Below are 20,835 nucleotides of genomic sequence, written 5' to 3' on the forward strand. Positions count from 1 at the left end.
TTCAATTTTTGATATATAGAAAATATTAAAATATATTGAATGGATATGCCTAATATACCATTATTTACATCAAGAGATGTTATGTTAATAATGAATCATATCAAAAAAATACATTTTGTTGGAATCGGTGGAACTGGTATGTGCGGCATTGCAGAAGTATTAATGTATGAAGGTTATGATATTACTGGTTCTGATATTGTACATAATAATGCGACCCGTCACTTACTTGAGATAGGGGTAAAAATTTATTTTGGCCATAAGTATAGTAATATAAATAACGCTAATGTTATCGTCATATCTAGTGCTATTACTCCAAATAATCCGGAAATTTTAGCTGCGAGACAAGCTCGAATTCCTATTATTAAACGAATAGAAATGTTATCTGAACTCATGAGATTTAAATATGGAATAGCTGTTTCTGGAACGCATGGAAAGACTACTACTACAGCAATGATAGCTAATATTTATACTGAGTCAGGGTTAAATCCAACTTTTATAAACGGAGGTGTAGTAAAATCGGAAGGTGCGCATGCTCGCCTTGGATATAGTCGTTATTTAATCGTAGAAGCAGACGAAAGTGATGGTTCATTTTTGCATTTACATCCCATAGTAGAGGTAATTACTAATATTGATACTGATCATATAAATGCATATCAAGGTAATCTCAAATGTCTTAAAAAAGCATTTATTAGTTTTCTGCATAATCTACCATTTTATGGACATGCTGTGGTTTGCATTGATGATCCCATAATTTGTGAGATTTTACCCAAGATTAATAGAAAAATTATCACTTATGGTTTTAATAAGAATGCTGATTTACATGTTTTTGATTATCATCAAAATATAGAAAAAAGTAGTTTTACTGTATTACGTCCAAATAAATCAAAATTAAAGGTAACTTTAAATGTCCCTGGTTGCCATAACGCACTTAATGCTACGGCTGCTATTGCTGTAGCAACTGAAGAAGGAATTAGTGATGAACATATTCTTAAAACTATGTTATATTTTCAAGGAACGCAACGACGTTTTGAAAATCTAGGTCATTATCCTTTAAATAAAATAAATCGTCAAATAGGAGAATTTATATTAATAGATGACTATGGACATCATCCTGCTGAGTTATATGCTACTATTACAACAGCTCGAATTGGATGGCCTGATAGACGATTAATTATGGTATTTCAACCTCATAGGTATACACGTATAAAAGAATTATACAATGATTTCGTTAATGTACTTTCTAATGTAGATATTCTTTTAATACTAGATGTTTATTCTGCTGGTGAAACACCTATTTTAGGAGCAGACAGTCAATCTCTGTGTTGTACCATTCGTAAACATGGGAAAATTAATCCAATATTTATATCAAGCACGCAGATGTTATCAGATATACTAACTCAATTCTTGAAAAATAATGATTTGCTCTTAATTCAAGGAGCAGGTACAGTTAGTGAGATTGTGCGCGAATTAATCATTAAAAAATAACAATATATATATAAAATTATCATAATAAACAGTATAAAATATAAGTATGCATGAGATAACAATAAATTTTATGATAGTAAAATCATGAAAATAAATAGATCACTAAAACACTGCAGGCAGTGTTAAACACACGTAAAAACACAATAACTAAACATAGTTTAAAGCTAGGCAGGTATTATCAATTTCGTTATTCATTATTAGATTGGATATTATTAATTATCGCTGTAATTGGTGTTATTTGGATTTTTTATTGTATAAAAACATGGATTTATAATTCTTGTCGCTATCCTGTATCTTATATAATAGTAACTGGAAATCGTCGTTATACTACTAATACAGATATTAATCGAATAATAATAAAATTAGGCGCATTAGGTACATTTATAACTCAGGATATTAATATTATTCAAAAAGAAATTGAATATTTACCATGGATTCAGCAAGTGAGTATAAGGAAGCAATGGCCAGACACGTTAAAGCTACACATAGTAGAGTATGTTCCATTAGCGTACTGGAATAATTCACAAACCATTAGTGTAGCAGGAACTATTTTTAGTATACCTAAAGAATACCAAAATCAAGATAACGACACAAAAATTCCATATCTATATGGACCAAAAGGCAGTGAAAAAGCTGTATTAACTAATTACCACATATTTAATGCAATATTAAAGTCTAACACATTTCAAATAAAATCAATACAAATGGATATACGTTATTCATGGGAACTGATTTTACAAGATAATATTCATCTAAAATTAGGTAGAAATAATATAATCGAACGATTATATTATTTCATTAAAATTTATCCTGTTCTTCTTCAAGAAATTAATAACAATAATAAATATATTGATTATATAGATTTACGTTATCAATCAGGATTTGCTATAAGATGGATTTCCAATTCGATTACTCCCGTGCTTTATAATAAATAAAGAAAAAATAAATAAGGGCAAATACAAATATGATCAAAACTTCAGATAAAAAATTACTAGTAGGATTAGAAATTGGCACAGCTAAGGTTACTACAATGGTAGGTGAAGTTTTGCCCGATGGAATAATAAATATTGTTGGATTAGGATATTGTCCATCGCGTGGTATGGATAAAGGAGGAGTAAATAATTTGGAGTCAGTAATAAAATGTGTACAATATTCTATTAATCAAGCAGAATTAATGGCAGGCTGTCAAATTTCATCTGTTTATCTTTCTTTATCTGGAAAACATATTAGTTGTAAAAATGAAATAGGTATGGTACCTATTTCAGAAGAAGAGGTAACACAATCAGATGTGGATAATGTGGTGCATATAGCTAAATCAGTTAAAATACGTGATGAACATCGAATATTACACGTCATTCCACAGAATTATGCTATTGATTATCAAGAAGGGATAAAAAATCCAGTTGGATTATCTGGGGTTAGAATGCAAGCTAAAGTCCATTTGATTACTTGCCATAATGATATGGCTAAGAATATTGTTAAAGCAGTAGAGCGATGTGGATTGCAGGTAGATCAACTGATATTTTCCGGATTGGCATCAAGTTATGCTGTCTTAACAGAAGATGAGCGTGAGTTAGGCGTCTGCGTTGTAGATCTTGGTGGTGGTACAATGGATATAGCAATATATACTGCTGGAGCTTTACGTCATACTAAGGTTATTCCATATGCTGGAAATGTAGTTACTAGTGATATTGCCTATGCTTTTGGAACACCATTGTCTGATGCAGAAATAATTAAGATACGTTATGGTTGTGCTTTAGAATCTTTAATTAGCAAGGGAGAAAATATAGAAGTGCCAAGTGTTGGAGGTAGACCCCCTCGTATTTTACAACGTCATATGTTAGCAGAAATAATCGAGCCTCGATATATTGAGTTAATGATGTTAGTTAATCAAGAAATACTACAATTGCAATCACAACTTCGCCAAATCAATATTAAACATCATCTTGCAGCAGGTATTGTGTTAACTGGTGGAGCATCTCTTATAGACGGATTGTCAGCTTGTGCGCAAAAAGTATTTCATACCCAAGTTCGCATTGCGTCTTCCATCAACACGAATGGAATAATAGATGATGTCAAAAATCCACAGTATTCTACTGTTATTGGATTGTTACATTATGGAAAAGAATCTCATTTAAACAATGAGATAGATATAGAAAAAGGAATAACAATTAAAGGTTGGATAAAAAAAATGAATAATTGGTTAAAAAAAGAATTTTAAAATTTTTATAAATATAAAAATATGCTAAATCCGTTAAAAATTTATTTTTAAAATAATTGAAGTAATATGGAGAAAACTATGTTTGAACCAATGGAATTAACTAGTGACGCGGTAATTAAAGTTGTAGGTATTGGCGGAGGCGGCAGTAATGCAGTTGAGCATATGTTGCGTGAACGTATTGAAGGCGTAGATTTTTTTGCTGTTAATACTGATGCTCAAGCCTTAAGAAAGATGACAATAGGTCAAACCATCCAAATTGGTAGTTCTATTACTAAAGGATTAGGGGCAGGTGCTAATCCAGAAATTGGTCGTAACTCTGCAGAAGAAGATCGTGATGTATTAAAAGCCACTATAGAAGGTGCAGATATGGTTTTTATCGCCGCAGGGATGGGTGGAGGAACTGGAACAGGAGCAGCTCCGATAGTAGCCGAAGTGGCTAAAGATTTAGGTATTTTAACTGTAGCTGTAGTTACTAAACCTTTTAATTTTGAAGGGAAAAAACGTATGGTGTTTGCTGAACAAGGAATTTCTGAACTATCTAAATATGTAGATTCACTTATAACGATTCCAAACGATAAATTATTGAAAGTTTTAGGACGAGGTATATCATTATTAGATGCATTTAGTGCTGCCAATGATGTATTAAAAGGGGCAGTTCAAGGTATTGCGGAATTAATTACTCGACCCGGTTTAATGAATGTAGATTTTGCAGATGTACGCACAGTAATGTCGGAAATGGGGTACGCCATGATGGGAGCTGGAGTAGGATGTGGAGACGATAGAGCAGAAGAAGCATCCGAATTAGCTATTGCTAGTCCTTTATTAGAAGATATTGATTTGTCTGGAGCGCGTGGTGTTTTAGTAAATATTACTTCTGGTTTAGATCTACGATTAGATGAATTTGAAACTGTGGGCAATACTATACGTTCTTTTGCTTCTGATAATGCAACGGTAGTAATAGGTACTGCTTTAGATCCAGATATAAATAACGAATTACGCGTTACTGTGGTTGCAACAGGAATCGGTATTGATAAGCGTTCAGATGCTATTCGATCAAATATTAAAGAAGAAAAAAAAATAGTACAAAATAACCATTATCATAATCGTTCTTCTCAAAGAGTATCTACCTTTTTCAAGGAATCTAGGCATACATCATCCGCTACAGTTAATCAGCAGAATACAACTATTGATAAGGATACAGATTATTTAGATATTCCTGCTTTTTTAAGAAAACAAGAAGATTAAATTAAAGATAATATTGATAAACAATCTTCATAAAAATACAAATATATATCTATATAATTTTTTTGATATAGTGATGGCATAATAATTACATGAGATAATATCATGATAAAACAACGAACATTAAAACGCGTTGTACAAATTACTGGAGTAGGGTTACATACTGGTAAAAAAGTGACATTAACTTTGCGCCCTACTGCAGCAAATACTGGTATCATTTATCGTCGTACTGATTTATATCCTCCTGTAGATCTTCAAGTTAATATTAAATCAGTAGGGAGCACTGCGTTATGTACATGTTTGATTAATGAATACGGTACTCAAATTTTTACTGTTGAACATTTAAGTGCTGCTCAAGCAGGATTAGGTGTTGATAATATTATTATAGAATTGAATGCTCCTGAAGTACCAATAATGGACGGTAGTGCTAACCCTTTTGTATGTTTATTATTAGATGCTGGAATAGAAGAACTTAACAGCGCTAAAAAATTTATCCGATTAAAACAAACTGTACGTGTTGAAGATGGTGATAAGTGGGCTGAATTAAGACCATTTGATGGGTTTACGCTTGATTTTACTATTGATTTTGATCATCCAGCTATTAACGTTAATACGCAGCATTGTTTTTTTAATTTTTCTTCAGAATCTTTTGTTCATAATATTAGTCGAGCACGTACTTTTGGTTTTATGCGTGATGTAAAAGATTTACAATCTCGTGGATTTGCTTTAGGAGGAAGCTTCAATTCAGCTATAATAATTGATGATGATCGCGTACTTAATGAAGATGGATTGCGTTTTGACGATGAATTTGTTCGGCATAAAATGCTTGATGCTATTGGTGATCTATTTATGTGCGGACACAACCTTATCGGTTCTTTTATTGCTTTTAAATCTGGGCATACCCTAAATAATAAATTATTAAAAACCGTTTTATCGTGCCAAGAGTCATGGGAAATCGCTACTTTTTCTAAAGCGTCTGACCTACCTTTATTATTTTAGATATCTATTCATATTTAAAAATATAAAATATGACAATATCAATCATAAATTTTAACACATAAATATATCCGACTTGTTTAAGATAAACCCATTATTTACTCATTATTACTATTTAATTCTTTAAAAATTTTATTGTGTTACTACATATACAGTTATTCTATAAACCATATATTCTAATTTGTTAAATAAAAATCGAAAAATTATTTAAATTTATCTGCAATAAACATTTTTATCTTATAATATAGACAATATATACAACATCTGAGTATGGCATGTATAATTTATAAATTCAATGTAATTATGAAAATCAGAAATACACGAGTATTTTTTGATATTTTATTTCTTTTTATTCGTATGTATGAAAATTTTTAAACTTTATTTAAATAGTTTCACATTCAGAATATCAAATATATTAATAAAATCATTAGTTGTATGTTGCACTATATAATGTGTTTAAAACACATACATAACATGTAAATTTATGTAAATAAAAATTTATGCTTATCCATGCAATTTTACTGTTTAAATATTTTCTATAAAATATTTATGTTAATCAACATGATTCATAGCATTAAATATACATTGCATGCAATTTATTCACATCTATTTTAATAGATTGTAAAATAATATAAATTAATCACTGTTGTTAAAACGGTTAAATATATATGTATACAACAATATATCTTCAATAAGAATAATATATTGTCACGTTATTATTTGTATAATACGCCATCATTGTAATGAGATATAAATTATTATGATAACACCATTTAAATTACTTACTAAAATTTTTAAAAATAGAAATGAGCGAGCACTACATCGTATGCAAAAAGTGGTGGATATTATAAATTGTATGGAAAAAGACATAGAAAAGTTAAATGATAATCAACTCGCATCTAAAACTAACGAGTTTCGTGTATCTATTAAATCAGGTATAAAATGTGAAGAACTATTACCACAAACGTTTGCTGTAGTGCGTGAAGCTATCAAGAGGATATTTAATATACGTCTTTTTGATTCCCAATTATTGGGCGGAATAGTTTTAAACAATCGTTGTATCGCGGAAATGAAAACTGGAGAGGGAAAAACTTTAACCGCTACTTTACCCGCTTACTTAAACGCATTAAGCGGTAAAGGAGTACATATCGTTACAGTTAATAATTACTTAGCACATAGAGATGCAGTAAATAATAAACCATTATTTGAGTTTTTAGGCTTAACTGTTGGAATTAATTTACCAGAACAATCAGCATCTATGAAACGTGCTGCGTATGCAGCAGACATTACTTATGGAACAAATAATGAATATGGCTTCGATTATTTGCGTGACAATATGGTTTTTGTTCCGGAAGAACGGGTACAACGAGGATTATATTATGCATTAGTAGATGAAGTAGATTCTATTTTGATTGATGAGGCTCGTACCCCATTGGTCATTTCCGGCCCATCAGATGATACTTCTTTACTATACTTAAAAATAAACGAATTGGTTTTTAGCATAATTCAACAAAATAAAAAAAATGCAAACGATTTACAAAAAGAAGAATATTTCACAGTTGATGAAAAATCAAGACAAATTATATTAACTGAGCAAGGATTAGTATTGATCGAACAATTATTAATTAAATCTGGGATCATGACTCAAGGTGAATCATTATATTCATCAGATAATATTATATTGATGCACCATGTTAACGCGGCGTTTCGTGCGCATATTTTATTCGCATGCGAAGTGGATTATCTTGTTAAAAATGGTGAAATACTGATTATTGATGAACATACAGGACGTGTGATGCCGGGTCGTCGATGGTCAGATGGATTACACCAAGCAATAGAAGCTAAGGAACGAGTAACGGTTCAAAATGAGAATCAAACATTAGCTTCAATTACATTTCAAAATTATTTTCGTTTATATGAAAAATTATCTGGTATGACTGGAACTGCTCATACTGAAGCATTTGAGTTTCAATCTATCTATAAATTAGATACTATTGTTATACCAACTAATCGTCCTATGATCCGTAACGATTTACCAGATGTGATTTATATGACAGAACGCGAAAAAATTGATGCTATTATTAATGATGTTAAAGATTGTGTTAAACGTAATCAGCCAGTTTTAGTAGGAACTATATCGATTGACAAATCTGAAATTATTTCTCGTGCTTTAAAACAAGCTGGAATCGTTCACAAAGTTTTAAATGCTAAGTTTCATTCTATAGAAGCAGATATCATAGCTCAAGCAGGACATCCTGGTGCAGTAACCATTGCTACAAATATGGCTGGTCGTGGAACTGATATTATGTTAGGAGGAAATTACCGCGCAGAAATCGCTGCATTGAATACAACGAATATATGTAAAATTTCAAAAATTAAATCTGCTTGGAAAAAACGTCATGATACAGTATTAAAATCTGGAGGATTACATGTAATTGGTACTGAACGACATGAATCTCGTCGTATTGATAATCAACTGCGCGGACGATCTGGACGACAAGGTGATGTAGGTTCTTCTAGATTTTATTTATCAATGGAAGATTCGTTAATACGAATTTTTGCTTCTGATAGACTAGTGAATATGATGAAAAAATTAGGTATGAAACCTGGAGAAGCAATTGAACATCCATGGATCACTAAAGCTATTGCTCATGCCCAAAAAAAAGTAGAAAATCGCAATTTTGATGTTAGAAAACAATTATTAGAATATGATGATGTAGCTAACGATCAACGTCGGGTTATTTATGAACAACGAGATAAATTATTAGACATGTCAGATATTGATGAGATTATAAGCAATATTCGTCACGATGTTATTGACAAGTTATTTAATATTTATATTCCTTTACAAATCATAGAGGATAAAAATGATTTAATAAAATTAGAAGAATGTTTGAGAACTGATTTTTATCTAATATTACCTCTTGTAGAATGGATAGATCTAGACCCTAAATTATATGAAGAAAAGGAAAGATTACGTCAACGTATATTGGACAATATGACTCAACAATATGAGCATGCTAAAAAAAAAATAGGAATGAATATTGTACGTTCTTTTGAAAAAGGAGTTATGTTAAGAACATTTGATGTATTATGGAAGGAACATTTATCATCAATGGATTACTTACGTCAAGGAATTCATTTAAGAGGATATGCGCAAAAAGATCCTAAACAGGAATATAAAAGAGAGTCATTTTCCATGTTTATTAAAATGCTAGATCATTTAAAATATGAAGTGATAAGTGAAATTAGTAAATTGGTGATGAAATCGTTTAATAAAAAAGAATCTGTTTTTTCAGAAAATAGCAAGTATAGTGAGATATGCTCTATTGATCCACAAGCAATTAATAGTAAATTACTGTCTATAGATTATTTTTTAAATACAAATACATTAATTAAAAATAAAGTGGTAGGCCGTAATGATTCTTGTCCTTGTGGATCTAATAAGAAATTCAAGGAATGTCATGGTAAAATTACGTGTAAGTATCATTGATATATATAAATTACTTAAAATGATTTTTAAGTTGATTATTATAACAAACATGAAGTTATATGTTTTATCTAAAATAAAAAAATAATATTTGTAAATTATAAATAATACATGTTTATAAGTGTACATGTAATATTAAAAAATAATTGTTTTACCTTAAATTTGTTTCCATCAAAGTAGATAAGTTAATGTTTTTAGGTATTCACGATTTTATCTTCGCACCGCAATGCTAATTAACATAAAAAATTATTTATTTTTAATTTTAACAATGGGTTTTATTGTTTGTGTGTATACAGTGTAGGTATGAAAACAATTATAATGCTTATTTATGAAAGAAATTAATGTGAATAAAAAAAATTTTAATTATGATGACTACATCGTATATCATATGATAAATAAAGCATAATTTTGAAATTTTTCATAATAAAAACAATAGTTTTAGTGATTATTTTTTTTTATATTCATGTAATGTTTATGTAAGACCAAAATGCTTGAATCGATATCATCTGGATTTTTGTTGTTCTCAATAATATCATCGGCAAATTCGAGTCTGCGTTGACGAGATGCTTGTGATAATAAAATATTTTTCGCATATTGTTGACTAATTTTGTCTCTGTTAATAATTCGATTCAATTGAATATCAGCACGAACATCTACTACTAATATTCGATCTGCAAATTTTTGTAAGTTATTTTCTATTAACAATGGAACGACCCATAATATATAATATGATCTATTAAATAATAAATTTATAGTTTTTTGAGTTTCTTTTCGGATGATTGGATGTAACAATTTTTCAAGCCATTCTTTATCTTTAAGATTAAAAAAAATTTTTTTTTTAATATAGATCGATTTAACGAGCCGTTGGAAAACAACACGCTTGACCCAAAATATTTGGTTATCATGTGTAAAGCAATACTTCCAGGTTGTGTGACTGTTCTAGAAATAAAATCCGAATCTATTACGGATATTTTTTCTGATAAATCAGAAAATTTTTTTGCGACAACACTTTTCCCAGAACAAATCCCTCCGGTTAACGCAATAACACAAGACATAATACATTTTCATTAAATTAAATTTTTGTTTCTATAAAAAATATGGTTTTTAAGAATTATAAAAAATTAATATTATAATTTTCTCGTGTAAATATTTAGTAAAATTATATACAATGCTATTATTATTTATGACAAAAATCATAACGTTATTATAAACACTCAAGTAATATCAATATAATACACGATTTTTAAACAGTTATCAATATTTATTGGTTTCTATAATCATCTGTGCGCTTTAAGAATAATCAACTATTATAATAAGATTAAAAAGATTACTTAATAAGATCTATTATATTGTATTTGATAAAATATTATTTTATTAATTTTTTTATTCATTATATGTTTGTAATATTAGTAAATGTTATTTTTAATAATTAAATTTTAATGCATATTGATGTAAATTTGTTTTATAATATATAAAATCAGGAGTAAGTATATGCCGATAAAATCATCAAACCGTAGTAACAAGTATTCTTCTTTAAATGTATTAATAATTGCCGGGGTAACGCCATACCAACGCAAGCCTAATGAAGAATATATGAGTTACGATCAACTATTACATTTTAAACGCATCCTTGAAACGTGGAAAAATCAACTTAAATATAATTTAGAGTATTCTACGTTATGCGTACAAAATCAGGAATCTGTCAATTTTCCAGATCCAGTAGATAGAGCTACACAAGAAGAAGAATTTAATATTAAATTACGTAATCGAGATAGAGAACGTAGACTTATTGAAAAAATTGAAAAAACTTTAAAAAAAATAGATACAAATGAATTTGGATTTTGTGCTTCATGTGATGTAGAAATCGGAATCCGCAGATTGGAAGCTCGACCAACAGCTGACTTATGTATTGATTGCAAAACTTTAGAAGAAATTAAAGAAAAACAAATGACTGGATAAATTATCATAGTAACAATTAACCTTTATTGGTATCATATCATTATATGAAGATATAATTAGAAATTAGTTTTTAATAATTTATACACAGGTTTTATTATGATAATTAATCACAGGATATATGATTAAATGGAACGTGTCTGGATAGGATTAGGCAGTAATATGTCAAATCCTAAAAAACAAGCTGATAAAGCTATGTGGTCTCTTTCTAACCTTCCAGCGACCAAACTTATAGCTTTTTCATCCTATTATCGTAGTCGACCATTAGGGCATAAAAATCAGCCTGATTTTCTAAATGCAATAATAATATTAGACACCAATCTTTCTCCTAAATCGTTGTTAAGTCACATCCAATATATTGAAAAAAAACAAGGTCGTGTTCGATTACATAATTCTCTTTTGTGGCAATCACGCACACTAGATCTAGATATTTTATTATTTGGACAGCATAATATACATACCTCTGAATTAATAATACCACATTATGATATATACAATCGAGAATTTATAATTTATCCATTAATTGAATTGGATAATCATTTAATTTTTCCTAATGGAAAAATTATAACAGATATTGCTAAAACTGTTCCTGAAAATGGTTTAGATTTTTGGAAAAAATAAAATATTTAAATTATTGTTATCTACAACAACTCATATGGTATGAGGGGGTTATTATTTATTTTAAAAATAAATTATACGTATATATGTAATTAATTGTTTATAATGAAATTAAAAAATATTGATGAATTTGTTTGTTTAATTATGAATATATTAACCTAACCATCTAAAATTTGATCTATAACAAATTCTTTGTTATTTATTTTTGTTTATCTTAATTAAAATTATATACAACAAAATTGTTCTGCTATGTTTAATAATTATCTGGTAATTGTTATCATTTGTAACGATTTCTACAAATGAAATGGATTTCAGATACTGTTGTTCTAAAAAATTGAGAAAAATCTACAATTGAGACGCAAATAATAAAATTAACAATATTAAATAGCACGTATTTACTATATAGATATAACGATATTTATATATTTCTACATAAATGTGATGATATATTTTTTATTGATTAAAATATTTATTTTTTATTATTATAAATATACTTTTTAGTGATTAAATGAGTTAATTGTTATGAAATAAGTACTATATCAGTTTTTTAATAATAAATACTGCACAAATAATTCATTACATTTTTACTAAAAATAATTTCTGTAAAATATTTTAATACTAATAATCATTTGGAGGATATTATTATGAGGAACCCTAATATCATTAATTAAAAAATTAAAATTATTTTATGATTGCAGTTAAAAACGTACTATCATAAGCATAAAATTCTGTCTATATATTTAACAATTTTAAATTATTTTTTCATTGTTAAGTTTGATGACTTTTATGTTTTTAAAAATATCTATAAAACACTTAATTTTTTAGATATTTATATAAATATAAGATTAATTTAATGATTTTATATAAATTTATTATTGAATATAAATTATTCTATTTTATTAAAAAAATAATACTAATAACACAAAACAATTCTAATTTAAAAATTTCTTTTAAATATCTATAGACAAGAAACACATGAACTTGATAGTAACTCTCAATATAAATAACATAAGGGTTATTATTAATTTATACAGTAAATATATTTCCTAAATATTTTATTTATAACTATAAAATAAAGATTTTATTTTCAAATTATAATGATGTATTTTATTATTCTGAATAGATCAGAAAATACAATTAATATTTATATTAAAATTGAAAATATATCTAATTATTCTAAATTAAATTGCGTGATTAATATATATATATATGAAATTTAGATATTCCAAATTCTTTAATTTGTTCCTAATATTACAAGATACTAATAATATAATTTAGTATTTTGTTATAATTAATATTTTTTATTTATATACAACACAATATTTTTAGATTAATTTTTAATTAGATATTTACAATTATACCACTAATTTTTATATTAGGACATATTTCTATTTTTATAAAAAATTAAATATCTCAAATAATAAAAATATTAAACTTCTAATTTTAATTAATTAATAGTTACAAGTTAATCATACCCTTAAATTAATTAATTAAAAAAATATAATATAAATCCACTGCACATCCATAACGTTTGCAATTATATATATAAATATACGATATTTAACAAATGAATATTATTAGACTAATATTATTAGTTTAAATATCTTATTATTATCAAATAAAATACATTATATTAAATCAACAATATAAATTTTAACGACATATACTTATAAATATTTTAAACATTTATTTAGTTTATAGAAATTATGTAGTATATGAAATACTAGCGCTTATATACTTGAATAATTTAAAGAAACTATATATCAATGTAGCATTATTTTAAATTAATTTATTTACAACTATATAAAATTTTGTTATGTTCGTGTGTTTATATTAGGTAAATCAGTAACCGATCCATCATAAATAGATGCTGCTAATGCTATTGATTCATATAAAGTTGGATGAGCATGAATAGTTAAAGTAATATCTTCCGCATCACACCCCATTTCAATAGCTAATGCGACTTCCCCTAATATTTCACTGGCGTACGTACCTAAAATTGATCCTCCTATAATTCTATTTGTTTTTTTGTCAAAAATCAATTTAGTCATACCTTCTTTACAATCCTCAGTAATTGCTCGGCCTGATGCCATCCAAGGGAAAACAGTGACTTTATAATCTATATTTTTTGCTCGAGCATCTTTTTCGGTGTAGCCAACCCATGCTATCTCTGGATCAGTATATATAATAGATGGAATTATTATTGGATCAAAATAACGTTTTTTACCAGCTATAACTTCTGCTGCTACACGTCCTTCATGAATACTTTTGTGCGCTAACATTGGGTGTCCGATAACATCGCCAATAGCAAAAATATGTTTTACATTAGTACGCATTTGTTGATCTACGGGAATAAAACCATATTCATCTACATTTACTCCTGCGTTTTCAATGTTCAACGTATTGCCGTTCGGAGCACGCCCAATTGCTACTAATAATACGTCATAACGTCTAATATTTTTTAATGAAGTTTGGTTGTTTTCCATAGTAACATAAATACCATCTTTTTTAGCTTCTATTACGTTTACCGTAGTATTTAAAATCAAATTAATATTCCTACTTATTATTTTAGAAAAAAGATTAATAATATCTTCATCTAAAATTGGTACAATTTGATTGTATACTTCTACTATATCAATTTCTGATCCAAACGCATGATATATTGTTGCTATTTCTAATCCTATAGCTCCAGAACCTATGATTAGTAAACGCTTAGGTATTGATTGTAAAGATAGAGCATCAGTTGAGTTCCAAATACGATTATCATTAGGAGCAAACGGTAAGGACACAGCATGAGATCCTGCTGCTATTATGGCATAATCAAATGTTATTTCTAAAGTTATTTGATTGTTTTTAACTTGAATAGTATTTTTATCAATAAATTTACCAATGCCATTAATTACTTTGACATTGCGTGCTTTTGCCATAGTACCTAAGCTGTTCGATAGCTGAGTGATGATTTTATTTTTCCAAGAACGCATTTTTTCAATATCAATGTTTACTTCTGCTGATGTAAGAATACCGTATTTATCTAAATGTTTTTTTGTTTTAATTAACTTAGCAATATGTAATAATGTTTTAGAAGGAATGCAGCCAACATTAAGACATACTCCGCCTAAAATGGGGTAACGTTCTACTATGATAGTATCCATTCCTAAATCAGCGCAGCGAAAAGCTGCAGAATAACCTCCTGGTCCTGCGCCCAAAACAAGAATTTGAGTTTTTAGTTGCATATGCATAGCCGCTTCTCTTTTACCCCTCAGATTTTAATTAAAACTACAAACTAGTATATCTAATTTGATTAAATATGTATTTATCTATTATGTTTAATCTATATCTGATAATAACACATACGTTTATATTTTTATGTAATAGAATCATCGCATTTATGTCATCACCAATTTACATAAATAATAATCGCATATCAGAAATTATTCTATTAATAAGTGTTATAAATCGAGCGCCATCTGCGCCATTAATAACACGATGATCGTATGATAACGATAAAGGCAAAATTAAACGCGGAACAAATTTCTTTCCAGTCCAAATTGGTTTTGTAAAAGACTTAGACATACCTAAAATAGCTACTTCTGGAGCATTAATAATAGGAGTAAAAGCTGTGCCTCCTATACCTCCTAGGTTAGATATAGTAAAACTTCCTCCCTGCATATCAGAAGGAATCAATTGATTTCCAGAACGCGCTCTTTTTGAGAGCTCTGTTAACTCTTGTGATAATAAAATTATACCTTTTTTATTTACATCACGTAAAACAGGTACTAATAATCCTTTAGAAGTATCTACTGCTATACCAATATTAATATATTTTTTTAAAATTAGCGTCTGACTATCTTGAGATAAAGAACTATTAAATCGTGGTAATTCCTCTAATGCTTTTGAAACTGCTTTTAAAACAAAAACTAGCAGTGTAATTTTACAATTTATTTTTTTCTTTTCAATTTCGAGATTTTGTTGCTTTCTAAAATTCTCTAAATCAGTAATGTCAACTTCATCAAATTGTGTTACATGAGGAAGCATTATCCAATTTCTTTGTAGGTTTGTAGCAGAAATTTTCTGTATTTTACTTAACGTTACAGTTGTAGTATTGCCAAATTTACTGAAATCTATTTTTGGCCAAGATTGTATAGATACTAATTGATTAGATTGCATAGATGACATACAGTTTATATGATGCATTGATATATTGTTCATATAATCTTGAATATCTTCCTTTAAGATACGTCCTTTACGACCACTACCCTTTACTTTTGATAAATCTATTCCGCATATGCGAGCTATATGACGTACTAATGGAGTAGCATGTATCGTGGTGGTGATATCGAGTTTAGAATAGATACTGCGATTTGTCGTATTACTACATATAACTCTTTTTTTTGTATCATTAGTTTCTGAAAAACGAGAAGAAACAATATTTTTTTGATCATTAAAAGACGATGCATTAGTACTGTTTTGTATATCAAGTAATAAAATTAAAGATCCTGTATGTACTTTATCTCCAACATGGACATGAATTATAGTAACAATACCAGAACAAGGAGCTGGTATTTCCATAGAAGATTTGTCACCTTCTATAATAATAAGTGGTTGGTTAATACTAATTTTGTCTCCAATTTTGACCATTACTTCTGTAACTTCTAATTCATCATCACCAATATTTGGTACATTAACTTCGATTGCCTTCATGCTACCTCCTATATTAGACGTGGATTAATTTTGTCAGGATCAATATCGAATATTTTGATAGCATTTAAAACAACGTTGGCATGAATATAGCCGTTTTTTACTAATTGGGCCAATGCAGCTGTAACTACATAACCTGTATCCACTTCAAAATGATGTCTTAAATTTTCTCGGCTGTCAGAACGACCGAACCCATCTGTACCCAAAACAAAAAAGTGATTACTTGGAACAAAACATCGAATTTGTTCTGCAAATAACTTCATATAATCAGTAGCCGCTATAGTAGGAAAATTATTTAACACAGTAGTAATATATGGTATTTTAGGTGCATCCATAGGATGCAACATATTCCAGCGTTCACAGTCTTGCCCATCTCGTGCTAATTCAGTAAAAGAAGTAACACTGTATACATCAGAGCTTACATTATATTCTTGAGACAAAATTTGAGCTGCTTCACGAACAAGACGTAAAATAGCGCCAGATCCCATTAATTGAATTTTTCCATTGTCACCAGATAAAGATTCTAATTTATAAATTCCTTTTCGAATACCTTCTTCAACCCCTGTTGGCATTGCTGGCATATGATATTTTTCATTTAATGTAGTAATATAATAATATATATTTTCTGGATTATTTCCATACATACGCGCTAACCCATCTTGTATGATCACAGCGATTTCGTATGCATATGTTGGATCATAAGAAATACAATTAGGAATTGTTAATGACTGAATATGACTATGGCCATCAGCATGTTGTAGTCCTTCGCCGTTTAAGGTAGTCCGACCAGACGTGCCCCCAATTAAAAATCCTCGAGCTTGTTGATCAGCAGCAGCCCAAAAAAAATCTCCAATTCTTTGAAAACCAAACATTGAATAATAAATATAAAATGGTACCATAGGAAAATCATTAGTACTATATGAGGTAGCAGCAGCTAACCAAGAGGCTGCTGCACCTAATTCATTAATACCCTCTTGTAAAATTTGCCCTTGTTTATCTTCACGATAATAGGCAAGCACATCATGATCTTGAGGTGTATATTGTTGCCCCATAGAACTATAAATACCAATTTGGCGAAACAACCCTTCCATCCCAAAGGTTCGGGCTTCATCAGCAATAATAGGTACTAGCCTATGTTTGATTGGCGCATATTGTAATAGTATATTGAAGACACGCATAAATGCAAGAGTAGTAGAAATATCTTTATTTTGTTGTATTAACAAAGGATAAAAATGTTTTAATGTTGGCAGTTCTAATGAATAAGTAGAATGTTGTAATCTATTTGGAATGTATCCAAATAATTTTTTGCGTTGTTCATGTAAATATATGTATTCTTTAGAGCCTTCTTTAAATGTTAAATAGGGCAAAGATTCAATTTGGTCGTCTTTGATAAGATTAAGGTTAAATTTATCTCTAAAATGACGTATTTCTTTTATATTAATTTTTTTAATTTGATGTGCAATATTCATTCCTTCAGCGCTAGAGCCCATTCCATAACCTTTAATAGTATGCGCTAATATTACAACAGGTTTTCCAAAGCTATTCTTGGCTTTTTCTAAAGCAGCAAATACTTTTTTAGGATCGTGTCCACCGCGATCTAGTGCCCAAATTTCAGAATCACTCATGTCATCCACCAATGCATTAGTTTCCGGATATCTACCAAAAAAATGTTTACGTACATATGCGCCATCTTTAGATTTAAATGTTTGATAATCTCCATCAACAGTTTCATTCATAAGTTTAATGAGCTTACCGCTAGTATCCTTATGCAACAAAGCATCCCATTTACTTCCCCAAATAACTTTAATTACTTCCCAACCTGATCCTTTAAATATATTTTCTAAATCATTGATAATTTTTCCATTGCCTACTACTGGGCCATCTAATCGCTGTAAATTGCAATTAACAATAAAAATTAAATTATCCAATTTTTCTCTAGCGGCAATATTAAGAGCTCCTTTAGATTCAGGTTCATCCATTTCTCCATCCCCTAAAAAAGCATATACTGTTTGTAAAGTAGTATCTTTTAAATTTCTATTTTTTAAGTATTTTAAAAATTTTGCTTGGTAGATTGCGCTAATTGGAGCAAGACCCATAGAAACTGTAGGAAATTGCCAAAATTCTGGCATTAATTTTGGGTGGGGATACGAAGGGAGCCCCAGGTTTTTTACTTCTTGACGAAAATTATTTATTTGATTCTCATGTAATCGTCCTTCAAGAAAAGCACGAGCATATATTCCAGGTGAAATATGGCCTTGAAAATATACTAAATCACCTCCATCATGCTTATTACGCCCACGAAAAAAATGATTAAAACACACCTCGTACAACGTAGCTGAAGATTGAAACGAAGCGATATGTCCTCCTAAATCTAAATTTTTTTTTGATGCATGCAATACCATCATAATAGCATTCCAACGAATAACAGCGCATATATGTTGCTCTATTTCTAAATTTCCAGGATATTCTGGTTCATCTTGAACTGGAATAGTATTTATATAATCATTTGTTGTTGTTTCATTACTAGAAGTAACAACACCGTTGCTACGAGCTACATGTACAATTTGATTTATTAAAAATTGAGCTCGTTTAACACCTTCTTTTTGAATAACCGAAGAAATAGATTGTAACCAATCTTGTGTTTCTATTGGATCCACATCATTAGATAAACATTCTAACATTATAGCGTTTCCTTAATGTGTTTGAATATATGTATATTGCTTATATTAATATTATAAATACTTTATACGATATAAATATAAATTATTTATGTATGATTATGTTCATGAACGAATAAAATTATTTTTAAAATATATTCATTTCACTGCTTTAAAAATAAAATTTTTTGCACAAAGCGATAATTTAGTAATTCAAGTGATTACAGAATATTGTTAAATTATTCTGTAATCACTTCTTTAAGATCAGAAAATAATAAATCAAATAAGTAAACATAATATATAAAATATTATTTATTAATTTTTAGTACTAATGCTTATAATATATCATTTATTTAAATAAGCGTAATAAGATACATAATAGATTTATTTTTATACTAATTTTCAGTATTGTGTATATGTTTTATATATAAAACAATAATTTTTTTAAATATTTTATGACTACTTCATCATAAAATTATATTTCATATTTTTTTATAATGATATACTAAAATACATATTAATTTTTGTTTTATTATTTCTTAATAATAATATAATTTTTATATCAAATTAATTTGTTATTTATAAATTTATATATAATAAAAGATTGATTTAATGCTTAAATATTTTTAATGTTAAGTTAGATTTTACAGAATTATTATATTTATATTTTTGTTTAATTTTACATATTTTTAAAATAATAAGAGAATAAATATACTTTCATATCATGAATTTGTAATAATTATAAAAATTTATAATTTCAGACACTAAATCTACTTGATAATTAATATAAATTAATTGTATAAATCTATTATTTAATTATTTAAATAAATCGTATATTAAAAATAGTAACTTTAAATATAATTTAATGCCCCTAATACATGAATTATGTTCTATTTTAGTTTATTCGAAATATTTAATTTATATATTTTATTTCATAGAAATATAAAAAAATATATTATGTTAAAATTATTTAATTTTTTTAAAAAACCTTTTAACTATATAAAATATATAAAGAATATTCATATATTATATTCATAAATACTACATAGCTTCAATTTATTGCGGTATAAATATAATTATTTTATATATTTTTAAGTATATTCAAGTCCTATTAAAATTAATTTAATAAAAGTTATTTATAATTTATCAGGAATGCATCTATGTATAAAATATAAGTTCAAAAAACTATTATATAAATATAAACTAAAGTTATTATATTATTATTATTTTTCGAATTTAAAACATTCAAGCATTAATTACTAAAAATTAACAATCAAATACACAAATTTTTATTTAAAAAATGTATAAATTGCTGTAAATTAATTATAGTATTTGAAATATTGTTACTTAAACTTAGTGAATATATAAGTAATTACATAATGGTTATCACCTATAATAACAAAAGAAGCATCAAAATTATCATTGATGATTAACTTATCTGAGCATCATAATATGTATTAAAAATTACAATT

Annotated in this window: 11 protein-coding genes and 1 pseudogene; 8 read left to right on the forward strand and 4 right to left on the reverse strand. The window is 28.0% G+C overall.

Translation table 11 applies throughout. The features are described 5' to 3' along the window. Window positions 1–45 precede the first annotated feature (45 nt). The 6 genes from murC to secA all read left to right on the forward strand — a co-directional run bounded on the left by murC (window position 46) and on the right by secA (window position 9,437). A complete protein-coding gene (gene murC / locus M9408_RS02295; RefSeq protein WP_423775065.1) occupies window positions 46–1,485 on the forward strand; it encodes a UDP-N-acetylmuramate--L-alanine ligase in 1,440 nt (479 codons plus the stop codon). A 119-nt stretch (window positions 1,486–1,604) separates the two neighbouring features. After that, window positions 1,605–2,420, forward strand: coding sequence for a cell division protein FtsQ/DivIB (locus M9408_RS02300; protein WP_250257052.1), 816 nt, complete (start codon window positions 1,605–1,607; stop codon window positions 2,418–2,420). Window positions 2,421–2,449: 29 nt separating this feature from the next. Then, window positions 2,450–3,706 (forward strand): cell division protein FtsA, encoded by a 1,257-nt coding sequence (gene ftsA / locus M9408_RS02305; protein WP_250257053.1) that lies wholly within the window; start codon window positions 2,450–2,452, stop codon window positions 3,704–3,706. Window positions 3,707–3,784: 78 nt separating this feature from the next. Continuing rightward, window positions 3,785–4,951, forward strand: a complete 1,167-nt coding sequence (gene ftsZ, locus M9408_RS02310; protein ID WP_250257480.1) for a cell division protein FtsZ — start codon at window positions 3,785–3,787, stop codon at window positions 4,949–4,951. 102 nt (window positions 4,952–5,053) lie between these two features. After that, window positions 5,054–5,947 carry a UDP-3-O-acyl-N-acetylglucosamine deacetylase gene (gene lpxC / locus M9408_RS02315; RefSeq protein ID WP_250257054.1) on the forward strand — a complete coding sequence of 298 codons (894 nt, stop codon included), beginning with the start codon at window positions 5,054–5,056 and terminating at the stop codon, window positions 5,945–5,947. Window positions 5,948–6,704: 757 nt separating this feature from the next. Beyond that, window positions 6,705–9,437, forward strand: coding sequence for a preprotein translocase subunit SecA (gene secA, locus M9408_RS02320; protein WP_250257055.1), 2,733 nt, complete (start codon window positions 6,705–6,707; stop codon window positions 9,435–9,437). A gap of 435 nt (window positions 9,438–9,872) precedes the next feature. On the opposite strand, the pseudogene coaE reads toward secA, so the two are convergent. Beyond that, window positions 9,873–10,489, reverse strand: a pseudogene (gene coaE, locus M9408_RS03320) (dephospho-CoA kinase). A 436-nt stretch (window positions 10,490–10,925) separates the two neighbouring features. On the opposite strand from coaE, the gene dksA reads away from it, so the two are divergent. Both dksA and folK read left to right on the forward strand, forming a co-directional pair. After that, window positions 10,926–11,393: an RNA polymerase-binding protein DksA gene (gene dksA, locus M9408_RS02335; protein WP_250248420.1), complete on the forward strand. Its 468-nt coding sequence runs from the start codon at window positions 10,926–10,928 to the stop codon at window positions 11,391–11,393. 126 nt (window positions 11,394–11,519) lie between these two features. Continuing rightward, window positions 11,520–12,011 (forward strand): 2-amino-4-hydroxy-6-hydroxymethyldihydropteridine diphosphokinase, encoded by a 492-nt coding sequence (gene folK, locus M9408_RS02340; RefSeq protein WP_250257057.1) that lies wholly within the window; start codon window positions 11,520–11,522, stop codon window positions 12,009–12,011. A 1,811-nt stretch (window positions 12,012–13,822) separates the two neighbouring features. On the opposite strand, the gene lpdA is transcribed toward folK, so the two are convergent. The 3 genes from lpdA to aceE form a co-directional block, all read right to left on the reverse strand. Next, window positions 13,823–15,247, reverse strand: coding sequence for a dihydrolipoyl dehydrogenase (gene lpdA / locus M9408_RS02345; protein WP_250257058.1), 1,425 nt, complete (start codon window positions 15,245–15,247; stop codon window positions 13,823–13,825). 163 nt (window positions 15,248–15,410) lie between these two features. Then, the gene (aceF, locus tag M9408_RS02350; RefSeq protein ID WP_250257059.1) at window positions 15,411–16,709 is read right to left on the reverse strand and encodes a dihydrolipoyllysine-residue acetyltransferase; all 1,299 of its coding nucleotides are present in this window, start codon (window positions 16,707–16,709) and stop codon (window positions 15,411–15,413) included. Window positions 16,710–16,717: 8 nt separating this feature from the next. Continuing rightward, a complete protein-coding gene (aceE, locus tag M9408_RS02355) occupies window positions 16,718–19,387 on the reverse strand; it encodes a pyruvate dehydrogenase (acetyl-transferring), homodimeric type (protein WP_250257060.1) in 2,670 nt (889 codons plus the stop codon). Window positions 19,388–20,835: the final 1,448 nt, after the last annotated feature.

This window comes from Candidatus Blochmannia vicinus, assembly GCF_023586525.1.
Lineage (GTDB): Bacteria > Pseudomonadota > Gammaproteobacteria > Enterobacterales > Enterobacteriaceae > Blochmanniella > Blochmanniella vicinus.

Bases quoted from the DNA above. Each gene is read 5' to 3' on its own strand.
- murC (WP_423775065.1), top strand. From the start codon at position 46: ATGCCTAATATACCATTATTTACATCAAGAGATGTTATGTTAATAATG.
- ftsA (WP_250257053.1), top strand. From the start codon at position 2,450: ATGATCAAAACTTCAGATAAAAAATTACTAGTAGGATTAGAAATTGGC.
- ftsZ (WP_250257480.1), top strand. From the start codon at position 3,785: ATGTTTGAACCAATGGAATTAACTAGTGACGCGGTAATTAAAGTTGTA.
- lpxC (WP_250257054.1), top strand. From the start codon at position 5,054: ATGATAAAACAACGAACATTAAAACGCGTTGTACAAATTACTGGAGTA.
- secA (WP_250257055.1), top strand. From the start codon at position 6,705: ATGATAACACCATTTAAATTACTTACTAAAATTTTTAAAAATAGAAAT.
- dksA (WP_250248420.1), top strand. From the start codon at position 10,926: ATGCCGATAAAATCATCAAACCGTAGTAACAAGTATTCTTCTTTAAAT.
- folK (WP_250257057.1), top strand. From the start codon at position 11,520: ATGGAACGTGTCTGGATAGGATTAGGCAGTAATATGTCAAATCCTAAA.
- lpdA (WP_250257058.1), bottom strand. From the start codon at position 15,247: ATGCATATGCAACTAAAAACTCAAATTCTTGTTTTGGGCGCAGGACCA.
- aceF (WP_250257059.1), bottom strand. From the start codon at position 16,709: ATGAAGGCAATCGAAGTTAATGTACCAAATATTGGTGATGATGAATTA.
- aceE (WP_250257060.1), bottom strand. From the start codon at position 19,387: ATGTTAGAATGTTTATCTAATGATGTGGATCCAATAGAAACACAAGAT.